We start from the raw sequence: 12939 nt of genomic DNA, 5'->3' as shown, positions 1-12939 counted from the left end.
CTGAGACTGGTTCGAATTCGTCTGACAGCACCGAGAAATTGTCTTCCGATAGACAACGGATCGCTCGGCGCAACCGAACAGTCCTTTTCGTGGATTTCAGAAGGGCGTGTTTCAATGCCGCCCGTGATGCATATCGACATTGATAAGGAGAGCGCTGTCGACACGAAGGGCGCTTTTGTGAATGGCCTCGAGCATCTTGCTGTCAAAATCGCCACCGGCTTCTTTCGGAACCCGCAGGTCGGACTGCCCAGTTGCAGTAGTATCATCGCTTTGATGAGCGCAAAGACAGGTACCTTTGATTGTATATTCCTAGACAACGGATACTTGATGAACTTGCGCACCGGACTTGCCGGTGCAGTGGCTGCAAAGCACCTAGCACCCCAAGAAATAAAAACTGTCGGCGTGGTAGGCACTGGTGTACAGGCCCGATATCAGATTGAAAGCCTCGCCCTTGTGCGTAGGTTCGAACGCCTTCTGGTTTTTGGGCGCAACGCGGCATCTGTTTCGAGCTACTGTTCTGAAATGACAAATCTGCTTGGAATTCCGGTGCAACCTTGCCAGTCCCTCGCGGAGTTGGTGACGTCTGCGCAAGTTGTCGTCACAACGACCCCGGCGACGGAACCAATCATCATGGCCGAATGGCTTCACACCGACTTGCACATCACTGCCATGGGATCGGATTTACCAGGCAAACAAGAACTACATTCGAATGTACTCGAGCGCGCAGACGTCGTGGTTTGTGATGTGATTGATCAGTGCGTTATCGGCGGCGAGCTTCAGAGTTTGGACGAAGGCAGCAGAAAAGTATTAGAACTCGGTTCAATCATTTCAGGAGCGGATCAATTTTCGCGCCCAGCTGGTGCCGTGACGATCTGCGATTTGACGGGAACCGGCGCACAGGACACCGCGATCGCAGTGGAAGCCTTTTACCGTGTGAAGGCTACTAAATTGGGAGCTTCGCTCTGAAAATAGTTGAAGCTGACATCCACTTCGAGGTGCTGGACGGCAGCTTCCGTCCGCATACCAGATGTTAACAGATTTCATTGAATGACCATTCCTGAGCCCCAAGCAGTCGTTCAAATGCTATGTGAGGTGTCGGGATTTCAGGCAGAAGCAAAGTCACCGCAACCAACGACGCAGACTATGCGCGGTGGTTAAACTGCCGTAACTTGACCACATGCCAAAGCCAGAGATCAGAAAACTTGCTGCTATCGTTTCGATCGATGTCGTAGGATACTCGGGCCTTATGCAAAGAGACGAAGCAGGCACTCTGGCGCGGCTCGGCATGTACTTTGACGGCATCGTTTCACGTCGGGTCTCGACTCATAACGGGCGGATAGTCAAATCGATGGGCGACGGCCTACTGATCGAGTTTCCTACTGCTGTTGACGCGGTCGCTTGCGCGCTGGAAGTCCAGACGGTTATGGCTGAACGTGAAGCCGATAACGCGGGTAAACAAAAAATCACCTTTCGCATTGGCGTTAATCTTGGTGATATTGTCGTCATAGGCGACGATATCTATGGCGACGGTGTCAATCAGGCGTCCCGACTTCAGGAAATTGCCAAACCCGGTGAGCTCTGCGTCTCCGGGAGCGTCTTGGACCAAGTAAAAGAAAAGATTGAGCATTCGTTTGTAGATATTGGCCATCGAAAGCTGAAAAACATCGTTCAGCCTGTCCGCGCCTATCGTTCGACTTTGACAGCTTCCGGTGAAGAGGCGAAACCAATTGGGTGGCCTTTCCTCACAGCGGCGAAAAGTGAACCGGTCACTGCAGGTGGGTGTCTGTGCGGCGCAATTCGGTACCAGGTTTGGTCTCAGCCAGTTGCAGTTGGATTTTGCCATTGCAGGCATTGCCAACTGGCTCTTGGCTCTCCTGTCAATGCATGGGCGATTTTTGAGAAGCCAAATGTGACCTTCGAGGGTGAGGAGCCCGGTTTGTATGCTTCTTCGAAGCTCTCTGAGCGAGCCTTTTGCAAGAATTGCGGGACGAGCATTTATACCGACATTAGCGACCTCGGGTATTATTCAATCCGGGTCGGAACACTGGACAACCCAGCCGATTTTCCACCCGAACTGCACTATGGAGTGGAAAGTCAAATCCCATGGGTGGACATACACGACGACTTACCCAGAATTAGAACAGAAGAAGATCCGCGGATGTCCTCTCGTTGGGTTTCTGTAGGCGAACAAAGTTCTGGCCCAACACCTTCGTCTTCTGAGACGCGCGTTGCCAACAGGCAGAAAAGAAAGAAGTCCGATCAGACCTGAGATAGTGAGCAACAGCAACTTTGTCCCTCGTCTCGCAAAATGCCCGACAATATCTCGCTGCGCGCGGTACGAATGGCCGCTTTTTGTTCAGCATTGCCCGCAATTGATGATGCGCACGCGGCAAAATCTGTGCTGCGATTGCGCGCAGCGAGAAAACTAAATTCACAGGATGGGCTCAGTGTTTCCGTTCTCTGCGGCTTGCATGATTGGCTGGTCGCAGCCCAAAGCGGACATCTAAAATCAAGCTTTGCAACTCCAACTTTGCGGGCTGATGCTTTCTCTTTACACGACAACATTGATGGTCGCTTCAAGACCAGTCGCACCCTGTACAAATTCCATAGACACCGCATCGGCCTCTGCCTTGGACATACGGTTGAATAAACCATCGCGGGAATTGTTAGGATGTCTTTTAATGTAATACTGCGTCGTCAACAGTTCGCGCTTTCCGTCAAATACCTTTACATGAATATGTGGTGCACGCCCTGGGTAGATCGTAGGTTTAATTGTGCGAAACACGTAGTTCCCGCCGTTGTCAGTTATGTCGTGGCCAAAGCCCTGGAAAGCCTGATCAAAGTTAGCACTGCGAAGGTCGCGCGGGTGCATATAGTTGCCGTCCATGTCGCATTGCCAGATTTCGATGCGATGTCTGGCAAGGGGTTGTCCATTGGCCCCCGTGAGCCTCCCACGCAGTGTAAAGACTTCGCCACCGGCTTCTTCAACACGTCCTCTGATCTTAACGAGGTCGTTATCTATATCGGGCGTCCGCATGGTTGGTGTTGGATAATACGGCCCTTCTGCGGCGCTTGGTGTTAGCACAGCCGCAGCGGCCTTTGCACCCAGCGAACTGACGCCAATTAGTCCTGTGATGCCACCTAGAAATTTACGGCGGGAATTTCTTTTCAGTTTCATAGCGTGTCCTTTCCCGCTTGGGATAGCTCCCTTTATCCCTCAAAATTACACACCTTCCAGCGCACGTCACGTCGAGGTCTGCCTTCGCAACCAAAGCCGCCGCTATGCATATGGATCAAGAAACGCAACTTTTGGGTGGGCATTCAATTGTCTCTTGATTGAATCAATGTCACCCAAAACCCAGAGACTCCCGATTTTTTGTTCCCGCAATGTAAAGAATGCCGCGCCGGACCATTCGATCCGTTGCTGTGTTCCGTCTACACCGAAGAATTTACCATGGTGCGTGCCGACGAAGGACATTCGCGCAGCTGCTTTTTCTTCGGCATCGACGATTTCAACGATATTGCATTGAGAATCCGGAAGAGCCGCTCGAACTTCTTCCATGTAGCGAATGAACTCATCCGGCCCTGAGCGTTTCGGCCCAAGGCTCCCACGAAAATCGAACTCTGGGTGTAGGATTTCTCGGGCGCAGTCGATGTCCGCCGCGTTCCATACTTCGTGATAAAATCGCTTAATAAGATCAGGCAGCGTCATGAAGTTTTCCCGGCATTGATGATAGGCTCAACATATCACGGCGCGAATTCTGGTGTTATGGGCTCAGAGTGATCACTCGTCGCCACTGAAGTACACAGTAGAGGTGTTCCCAGACATCCGGGCCGGTACATTCGGAGATGCGCTACGCTGTGCTATGATTTCTGTGATCTAGCGACAGAGGTACACTTATGATGCGACCGGAAACGCGCAATCGCATTTTGACGCTCGGTATTGCCATTGTTCTTACTGCTGCGAAGCCGAACGCTGCCCTCGCTTCTGATGGAGAGTGTGGCGCGCCAGATGCACCTTGCACACTGGAAGGCGGTGAGTACTACGTGGCCCTGCCAGAGGCTCCGGATGAACCGCCTGCCATCATTTGGTTACACGGTTATGGACGGTCTGGGAAAGGGATGATCCAGAACTCCGCCTATGTCGATCCTTTCATCCGGCGCGGCTACGCTGTGATTATGCCGAGCGGGCAGCCCAGTATTAATAACAAAGACCTCGATTGGGGCGTGGCTGACGGGTATGACCTGGCACGCGATGATGTCGCCTTTATCGACGCCGTGCGCGCCGACGCGGTGGAGCGCTTCGGTATAGACCCGTCGAGAATACTGATCGCAGGTTTCTCCCGCGGCGGTTCTATGGTCTGGGACATTGCGTGCCAAGCGCCAGAGATGGCAAGAGGCTTTGCCGCTGTGGCTGGAGCATTCTGGGAGCCCATGACCACTGAGTGCGATGCGCCAGTTCACCTATTTCACGTACATGGCTTCAAGGATCGAATGGTGCCGTTCGAAGGCCGACAGCTGACATGGGAGGGTGTTGATTTTCACCAGGGTAACGTCATGAAGGGCGTGGATGTCTGGCGCCGCGAGAACGCCTGTTTGGGAAGCGCGGAAAACAGCTTTGGCGACGATGACTCGATGCAAAAGGATTGGGTGGACTGTGAGGAAGGCTCCATCCGGTTGAAGGTCACCAAAGGTGGACACGGCGTTCCAGAGGGCTGGCGGGACGAAGTTCTCGACTGGTTCGAAGCTCTACCTTGAGCACTTGAGTGCCCGCCGACCCTCCGAGAATTCTGATCTTATGGGCATTCAGTGGCATTCAACATGCTTGGTGAAAGGGGTTGAGAATGAGAGAGCAAGTTTCCGACCATTACGGCCGCAGCAGCAGTTTAATCGACCAGATAGTTGATGGCCTTAGGGACGCGGGCGTTGATCCCACGAAACTGCGCGCCGCTGATTTTGAGCCTATCGATGAGTTTCATTTTCGAGGCAGACAAGCGACTTCGCAGCTGCTGGAGAAACTGGCGCTGGCGCCAGGTGCGAATGTGCTTGATATTGGTTGTGGTCTGGGCGGGGTCACTAGAACAATTGCGGAAGAAGCAAACGCTAAGGTTACAGGCATAGATTCTATTTGGGGAAATCGCCAGCGATATGGTTCAGATCCAACTTCTGGCTCTGGATGAACGTCGTTTGTTGACTTACCGCTTCATTTGCACAGCCTGTCGATAAGATTGCGCTGGTGCTCGACCTGGTTTCTCTTCTGGAGCTGTAATCTCGGGAACGACTGAAATTGGGCAATTGGCACCAAGTTGAGCCAATGAAGGCGGTGCAGCGCTGCGAGCTTGCTTTACCGCCTGACGTGGCCGCTGACTGATTTACTATTGAGACCAGCTGGTTGCGTCGGCCTTTGGCTCGGTACTCAAAAACAATAAGAGGGTTGGTTGCGATGGAACTGATTTATGTTGACGGCTCACCATTTGCACGAGTGGCCAGAATTTTGGTTCATGAGTGGCGGCTTGAAGTTAAGTGCACTGAAGTGCCCTTTCCCTTGCCGCCTGAAACAGATGCATTGACACCAATGGGGCAGGTTCCTCTCTTGATCCGCGAAGGTAAGTCTCCATTATTTCCAACGCTCAACATAATTGAGCACCTGTCCCCTCTTGCCGCCGAAAACGCCCCGTATCCTTACAACGATCAAACACGTGGGAACCTGGTGATTGCTCTTTCTGCCGGCGACGTATTGGCTCAGGCGGCATATCAGCAATGGGCTGGACTCGGCCAATTTGCCGAAAACGGGTTGGGTTTTGAACCGGGTGCGCGAAACTTGGATAGATTCATCCGGACGATACGTTGGTTATCCGAAAAAATTGAAATCGAAGAGATCGCCAGTATGGTCGCCGCCGTTTTTCTATACTGGGCACGTGATCGTGAGGTGGCTGGACGAGAATTGGCTGATGCGCGCTTTGATCGTTTTGAACCGTTGCTTTCTCGACCAAGTTTCCAATTGACCAAACCCCGGCCGCATATTCTTGCCGCTGCCGATAAGTCAGAAGATGGTCTCTTTGAGTGAAAGACTGTCGATAATTCGTTAGATCAAGCGACTACTTTTGTCCTTTGAGGCGACTAATTCTGCGGAGGATACGGTAAAAGTTGGCGGCCCTAGCCGGACATTCATGACTGAGCTTTGCAGTTTCCAGCATGCACATTAATGCGGTCACTTCCCAAACAGGGAAATGCTGTTAAACTAGCCGCATTAAATGGTAACAGGCATCGGCAAGATCAATGCCAGGCCCGATTGACGGGGCAACAATGAAGCGGCTATTCCCTTCTCTTTCTGAAGACGCGACGCTTGGCAGTGTGTTTAGCACGTTTCCGGATAAGCTTGCCCCTTGGTGCGAATATGAAAGCCTCGTGATGCGGGGTGAGAGCGAGCTTTCCTTTTCTGAGCGTGAATTGATCGCTGCCTACGTGTCCGGGCTGAACTCTTGCTCCTACTGCCACGGTGCCCATACGATATTTGCCCGCGCCTATGGCATCGATCCAGAACTAATCGAAGCCCTCATGGAAAACTTTCATTCAGCGCCCGTCGATCAACGTTTCAAGCCTATACTGGCCTATGTCTCGAAACTCACTCTTTCTCCTCCCCATATGACTGAAGAGGATGCCAAGGCGGTGTATGACGCGGGGTGGTCTGAAGATGCACTCTTCGATGCGGTACAGGTTTGTGGAGTGTTCAATTTGGTGAACCGGCTCGTTGAGGGGACAGGGATCAGTAGAGTAAGCAAGAAGCCCAGCGAAGTTGATGAGAAATCGCTCGCGGAGTTTCGCAGCGAGACTTTCTACACAGACTTCGGCAGAGCAAATGGCCTAGATGTCTAAAAGGTTGGGTCAGCTTTGAGTTCAGTGTCGCCGTTTTCTACGGTGTGAACATTAGACTGTTGGAAGCCCTCACCAGACATCCAACCATCCAGAAAAATTTCTCCTCTACATACTGATCGCTTTTGATTATTGGCAGTTAGTTTGCAATTGGTGGCGCTATTCAGGAATGCCTGCGGCTGTCAGCATCGTGTAGTAGGCGTCATAGATCTCTGGCTTTGCGATAGAGATACGCGCTCGCATTTCCCGAAACATTGAAACGCTAAAGTCAGGTTCCCGCGACATGTGAATACGCGCGAGTTCTTTGGCTCGTTCCACATTGCCGAGAGCCATCTCTGCGACAAGTTCGTTTAGGCGGAATACAGTCACAGTGTTATGAAATGCACTCATCTTTTGAGCGGTTTCTTTTAGACCGAGCCAATTCTCTTCTGCAATTTGCGATAGGCTAATTCCCATGTAGACCCGGTAATTCAGCGGATCGTTTGGATTGAGCCGGATTGCCTCTCTGGCATGAGCTTGGGCCACTTGCGCCTCGCCCATCAGGCCGTGCAACAAACAACTAGAGCCCCAGGCTGACACGCAGTTCGGGCTTGATTCAACCACGCGATCTACCAAGGATAAGCCGTACTCCGTGTCTTTGGACAGAAACGCAAGCACGTAGCCGGCATATGCTTGCGCCTCCAGATCAATGTATGACGCCCTCAGAACCTCATGTGCCAGCTGAATAGCGTAATCAAAACGGTCCTTGCTTGGGCGCGTGTCCGGGTTCCAAAGCAAAGTTCTGATCCAGCCTCGAAGGGCGCTGGCCAATGGGTACTCACTTGAAAGCGAGAGAGCTTTTGACAGATGGTCGTCCGCTTCTGCGAAATTGAACCGGTAGATCAAGGACTGCGCGCGTAGGAAGTGGTCATATGCTCCCAGACTATCCGGGCGTTTATGGGCAGAACGGTCTATTTCCGCCTGTCTTATGCCCGGTGCAATCGAAGCCACGACGGCCTCAGTAATTTGATCCTGGAGATCAAAAACACCGTCGAGCATCCCGTCATATCGATCCGCCCAGACATGCGATCCTGTTTCCGCATCAATCAGCTGACCCGTGACACGCAGCCGGTTACCTGCCCCACGGACAGACCCTTCCAGTACATAGCGAACACCAAGTTCACGGCCAATGCGGCGCACATCAACCGAAAGCCCTTTGTAGGAAAAAGAGGAGTTTCGGGCGACCACGAAAATCCAGGGCACTCTGGACAAGCTGGTAATAATGTCTTCGGTAATACCCTCTGCAAAGTAGTCCTGTTCTGCGTCTGGTGACAGATTATCAAACGCCAATACGGCCACGGAAGGCTTGTCAGGGCGAGATTGAGCTGCTGGGCGTGTGGTGGTGAATGAAGTCTGTACTGAGTAAGCTGTCACAGGGCGCGCAATATTCTTTAGGTATTGTGGCCCCAATTCGGTGAACGAAACATCCACTTTCCCTATGACGTCCTCGTATACCCGCCCTGAAACGATGATGCCTCCGGGAGGAGCCAGAGCTTCCAATCGGGCTGCAATGTTGACGCCGTCACCAAGAATGTCACCGTCGTCATCAAAAACATCACCCGCGTGAATTCCCATGCGGAATTGCATCTCCGGGCTTTGTCCGCGTGCCGCGTTCCGCTCAACCATCTGACGCTGCATCGTATCCGCGCATGCCACGGCATCCGCAACCGAGGTAAACTCTGCAAGAAAACCGTCCCCAGTTTTCTTGAATAGCCGCCCGCCATTCAAAGCCACATGCGGTTCCAGCGCTCGAAAGTGGCCTATATATGTGCGTAGCGCAGTTTCCTCGTCCGCACCAACAAGAGCGCTGTAACCGACAATATCAGCTGCGAGTATGGCCGCCAGGTGTCGTTCCAAACAAAAATCCTCACTCGTATCCATTTAAAGAAATGTCAAAAAGATATTAGGGACTTCGCGTACAAATCGCTCAGACCACGTCTCGAAAGTCGGCCGCACGATAAGGCACAATCAGCTCAGAAATCGGCGCCAGGAAACCGCGTTTGCGAAGCGGGTCCGCACTCATGTCGAGTAAGAGTTCATCGTGATAGTGGCACATGTGAAGTAGAAGTGTGGCGGAACGTGCTGGCCCTTCTGGCATCCAAGATTGTTTCCAGGACTTGAGCGCATCGATATCGCTTTGCATGGCCTCAGCATCCGGTAGGAGCACACGATCTGCAACGACTTCCGCAAGCCATTTGGCCTGAAGCGCGAAGGTCGTCACACTCATGAAGGAGGACGCCCGACCCACGAATGCAAGGTTTGGCACCGAGGGGTGTAGAACATGGCGGTATAAATAGAATCCATCTGGGCCATCATCCAAGGACGCAAGGATCGACTTCGGTAGATATGGGTAGCCGGTCTTCCAACCTGTGCCGAAGACCACGCAATCGACCTCAAGAGAATCCCCGTCCGCAAGGTCGATCCCGTTGGAAGAGAATGCATTCACACCTGTTCGATGTGCTGAAATCTTACCTGATCGGATAAAGTCGATGAGCCCCGGACGTGGAACCATGGTCACTTCCGTAAACGCGTCGAATTCGACAGGCGTCTCAGGCATCAGGGTCTCACCATGTTCGATTTGCGTTCGCAATCTTTGCTGGGTGCTTAGCAGCAGTTCTACGACACGCCAAAACAGCCAGGGCAACGGATATCCTATTGAGTGGATAGCGCGCACGATTGGGCTGGGTCTGACATACGGAGGGATCAGAGCTGCAACAAGGCGTGTAAGCATTCCCCATTTGAAAGGAAGAACGCCCAGTAATTTGCGCGGAACAGGCCAGTGTGCGGTTCGGAATACGAGGTGAACCTTCTCCGCGACACCCACAGCCGAACCCGCTATATCTGTGGCACTTTTTCCGTAACCGATTACAGCGACACGACGATCTTTGAGTTGTGATATGTCTTTAATTTCGCTCGCGTGAAGGACTTCTCCTCCAAAATCTTCACGTTTGGGAATGTTTGGGGCATTTGGTGTCTCCGAATAGAGCCCGGCTGCAACGACAACGAGATCGGCCTCAATAGTTTCAGAACTTTCGGAACCACCAACCTCAAGTAACCACCCGTCGCCTTTGCGCTCAATCATGGTGACGCGGGTGCCTAACCGTAAGCACTCTCGTATTCCGAAATGATCGCAATAGTCCTCCAGATACTCCCGAAAGACCGGCCCCGGAGTGAAATGAGACGCTTCTTCGGAAAGCGGAAAATCCGGGAATTCGTACAGGTCCTTCTGCACCTGAACGCCAAAATCGTGGTATCCATCCGCCCAGACGCCGCCAAGGTACGGGTTGCGATCAAAAACAGTGCAGTGGATGCCGACCTGCTTAAGGCATTTTGCAGTAGCAAGCCCAGAAACCCCGGCACCAATGATAACGGCGGTTTTGACCTTCCCTACTATCATGCCTCAGTTCCCCGTCGCAAAAATCGCGAAAAACTCAGGAGAACGACGCCTAGAAACCACAGCGCCAGAACATAGGCACCGAACACGATCCATAGCGCCCACACCCACAGGCCTTGCCAAACTGTCTTAGCTTGATTTAACCCGGTTTGACCGAGGCGAGAACTCAAAATGAACAACATATTGAGCAGGCCAATCGCGGTGCCGATTGCCGTTCCAATCCAAATGAAATCGCCCATAACAGCCCCCCAAGGCGATATCAGGATATCACGAAATCACAGTTTTAGATAGCAAGGCGGCCATTAGCGCTTTGGAAATCACAAACGGCATCAAAGTCGCCGCCGCCGTCATGCCCCCGAAGGCTCGTTCAAAATCTTAGCTTGCCTGCTCGTATCAAGAACGCCCCTACAGCCTGTTTCAATGAACTATTAGAAGGTCTTGTCAGAAGAACTTGGGTTGAGCGGGGCAGGGTGGTTGCGTAGCTTTTGCCCATGACCAGGCCTGCCTCAATCAAGTACTTCAAAACCAGTCCCGAGATCATCCGCCTTGCGGTGATGCTGTACATCCGTTTCCCATTGTCGCTTCGGAATGTCGAAGATCTGCTACACGAACGCGGGATCGACGTTAGCCACGAAACCGTCCGATATTGTTGGAACAGGTTCGGGCTGATGTTTGCTGCTGAGATCAGACGGAAGCGTGTTCAGCAGCTGCGCGCGTTCTCCAAATGGAAGTGGCACGTGGACGAGGTATTTGTGAAGGTGAACGGCAAACGTCACTACCTCTGGCGTGCAGTTGATCACGAAGGTGAAGTGCTTGAAGCCGTTGTCACCAAACGCCGAAACAAAGCTGCAGCACTAAAATTCCTCAAGAAATTGATGAAGCGGCACGGTTGCGCCGAAGAGATCGTCACAGATCGCTTCGCTTCCTACAAGGCTGCGCTCGGACAAATGGGCGCGCTCAAAAATCAAAGGACGGGCAGGTGGCTTAACAACCGAGTCGAGAACTCGCACCTGCCGTTTCGACGACGCGAACGCGCCATGCAACGTTTCAAACGCATGCGAAGTTTACAGAAATTCGCCTCCGTCCACTCCTCCGTCTACAACCACTTCAACCAGGAAAGATCGCTAGCCAGCCGAGACACATTCAAGCTAATGCGCACCGCCGCTCTCGCCGAGTGGCGCGAACTTGGTGCGGCATAAAGGGTAGCTCTACTGGACTAGCTCAGACTGGTTCGAATTCGTCTGACAGCACCGACGCCTGAGTTTAGCACTTATGGGTCAGAGGAGACGGTCTGCGGTTTCATCCGGTGGGGTGATTGTTTGGCTCCCGTATTGACCGGGTACTTCGTTCGATCGGGGAGGCTTAATGTTAGCCTCGATGACCTGCCAGAGACCGGATGGCATTCGTCCTGCAACACGGACTATACAGCAAGGGGAGCTATTCCACCTGCGAACGATGCCAGAATTGGTGCAACGATTGCGAACCCTGTGCGCAAGACTTCACCCACACCTTCTTTCAACCCACGCGAGGCCTTCCAGTCTTCGATATCAAAGCCCTTCTTATTCATTTCAACTTGGCTGACCACACGAGTAAGGTTTTTGACCCTGCTATCCAGTATCAGTGCGACCGGAAGGTAGAAACTTAGCATAAGCAGGCAGAAGTAAGTTCCCGTGAAGAGCGCTGATGCAGTAATGAGCGAGTTATAAGCGGCTTTTTCTGTTTCGGAGATCAAAGGCAGAGGCCAATACATCCAGCTCGACGCAAAAAACATTCCAAAGGTCAGAACCAGGCTGGACAAGTATAGTTGCTGCCGCATCTGGTGAAGGCCTCTGGCCAATTCTGCAGCCGTTTCCTCGACACTTTCATGATTTCCGGTCGCCAGACACAGGATCATGCCAACTATCAGTGCACCGACCGCAAGCCCGGCGAGCGCATTGATAATATCCAATACCCGCATAAACATCGTAAAAACAGGTATCTCTCCGCACGTGCCCAACAGCCAATAATCGTCAGGTTCCAAACACCCTGGCAGGGTTCCACGTGATAACGCCGTTTCAAACACAGCCTTACCGACCTGATGATAAATTCTGGGAGTGGTCGACGTCACATATTGTTGGATCGTAGGAACCACCGCCAGCATGAATATGGCAAGTACCGTGGCAATTGCTGCAATTCTTGTATCGCGCGCCATTGGTCGTGTCAGATTGCGGATAAGCAAAGCTACTGCCAACACAGCAAGAGACGCAAAAAACCAGGACGCCGCAAGAAACCGAAGACGGCCAACGGCTTCCAGCCATGTATTCTCGTCATTCAGAATTTCGAGCGGCACGTTCAAATCTGTTGCAATCAGATGATGGTGGATCAGCTCATGCAATCCAAAAATGAAAACCGGCACCAATGCTATTGAAAAATAACGCAGTTCTACACGACGGTTAGACAAGTCCGACCTCTTGCGTTTCTGAAAACAACAAAGGAAATCATAGCACATATTGCTGCTGTCGGCATCGATCACAGGCACAGAGGTCTTGTCAGATTAACTTTACTTGAGCGGGGCAGGGCGAGTGCGTAGCGTTTGGGAATGACCAAACCTGCCGCCTTCAAGTATTTCAAAACCAGTCCGGAGATTATCCGCC

Annotated in this window: 13 protein-coding genes; 7 read left to right on the top strand and 6 right to left on the bottom strand. The window is 52.3% G+C overall.

What is annotated here, in order from left to right; genetic code table 11:
* Both ACR0ER_RS21765 and ACR0ER_RS21760 read left to right on the top strand, forming a co-directional pair.
* Positions 1-966 carry an ornithine cyclodeaminase family protein gene (locus ACR0ER_RS21765; protein WP_480770763.1) on the top strand — a complete coding sequence of 322 codons (966 nt, stop codon included), beginning with the start codon at positions 1-3 and terminating at the stop codon, positions 964-966.
* Between the two features lie 211 nt (positions 967-1177).
* Entirely contained in the window at positions 1178-2269 is a 1092-nt protein-coding gene (locus ACR0ER_RS21760) for a GFA family protein (protein WP_480770731.1), read from the top strand.
* Positions 2270-2551: 282 nt separating this feature from the next.
* On the opposite strand, the gene ACR0ER_RS21755 is transcribed toward ACR0ER_RS21760, so the two are convergent.
* Positions 2552-3178, bottom strand: a complete 627-nt coding sequence (locus ACR0ER_RS21755; RefSeq protein ID WP_480770730.1) for a dioxygenase family protein — start codon at positions 3176-3178, stop codon at positions 2552-2554.
* A gap of 102 nt (positions 3179-3280) precedes the next feature.
* Entirely contained in the window at positions 3281-3712 is a 432-nt protein-coding gene (locus ACR0ER_RS21750; protein ID WP_480770729.1) for an ester cyclase, read from the bottom strand.
* A gap of 188 nt (positions 3713-3900) precedes the next feature.
* Here ACR0ER_RS21750 and ACR0ER_RS21745 point away from each other — a divergent pair, with 188 nt between their 5' ends.
* From ACR0ER_RS21745 to ACR0ER_RS21730, 4 genes are all read left to right on the top strand, one after another.
* Entirely contained in the window at positions 3901-4758 is an 858-nt protein-coding gene (locus ACR0ER_RS21745; RefSeq protein ID WP_480770728.1) for a CE1 family esterase, read from the top strand.
* Between the two features lie 86 nt (positions 4759-4844).
* The gene (locus ACR0ER_RS21740; protein ID WP_480770727.1) at positions 4845-5180 is read left to right on the top strand and encodes an SAM-dependent methyltransferase; all 336 of its coding nucleotides are present in this window, start codon (positions 4845-4847) and stop codon (positions 5178-5180) included.
* A 263-nt stretch (positions 5181-5443) separates the two neighbouring features.
* A complete protein-coding gene (locus ACR0ER_RS21735; protein WP_480770726.1) occupies positions 5444-6067 on the top strand; it encodes a glutathione S-transferase N-terminal domain-containing protein in 624 nt (207 codons plus the stop codon).
* A 239-nt stretch (positions 6068-6306) separates the two neighbouring features.
* On the top strand, positions 6307-6876 hold the full coding sequence (locus ACR0ER_RS21730) for a carboxymuconolactone decarboxylase family protein (RefSeq protein ID WP_480770725.1): 570 nt from the start codon (positions 6307-6309) through the stop codon (positions 6874-6876).
* Between the two features lie 156 nt (positions 6877-7032).
* Here ACR0ER_RS21730 and ACR0ER_RS21725 read toward each other — a convergent pair whose 3' ends face one another.
* From ACR0ER_RS21725 to ACR0ER_RS21715, 3 genes are all read right to left on the bottom strand, one after another.
* Positions 7033-8769, bottom strand: coding sequence for an adenylate/guanylate cyclase domain-containing protein (locus ACR0ER_RS21725; RefSeq protein WP_480770724.1), 1737 nt, complete (start codon positions 8767-8769; stop codon positions 7033-7035).
* 70 nt (positions 8770-8839) lie between these two features.
* Positions 8840-10309 carry a flavin-containing monooxygenase gene (locus tag ACR0ER_RS21720; RefSeq protein WP_480770723.1) on the bottom strand — a complete coding sequence of 490 codons (1470 nt, stop codon included), beginning with the start codon at positions 10307-10309 and terminating at the stop codon, positions 8840-8842.
* Positions 10306-10545: a hypothetical protein gene (locus ACR0ER_RS21715; protein ID WP_480770722.1), complete on the bottom strand. Its 240-nt coding sequence runs from the start codon at positions 10543-10545 to the stop codon at positions 10306-10308. The genes ACR0ER_RS21720 and ACR0ER_RS21715 overlap by 4 nt, the downstream gene beginning before the upstream one ends.
* 252 nt (positions 10546-10797) lie before the next feature.
* Here ACR0ER_RS21715 and ACR0ER_RS21710 point away from each other — a divergent pair, with 252 nt between their 5' ends.
* On the top strand, positions 10798-11505 hold the full coding sequence (locus ACR0ER_RS21710; RefSeq protein WP_480770721.1) for an IS6 family transposase: 708 nt from the start codon (positions 10798-10800) through the stop codon (positions 11503-11505).
* A gap of 221 nt (positions 11506-11726) precedes the next feature.
* Here ACR0ER_RS21710 and ACR0ER_RS21705 read toward each other — a convergent pair whose 3' ends face one another.
* Complete coding sequence (locus tag ACR0ER_RS21705) at positions 11727-12746, bottom strand: hypothetical protein (protein WP_480770720.1); 1020 nt, start codon at positions 12744-12746, stop codon at positions 11727-11729.
* Between the last annotated feature and the right edge of the window lie 193 nt (positions 12747-12939).

The organism is Ruegeria sp. CH8, from assembly GCF_056536985.1.
Note: the sequence above shows the minus strand (reverse complement) of the source record. Positions and strands in the feature narration are given on the sequence as shown.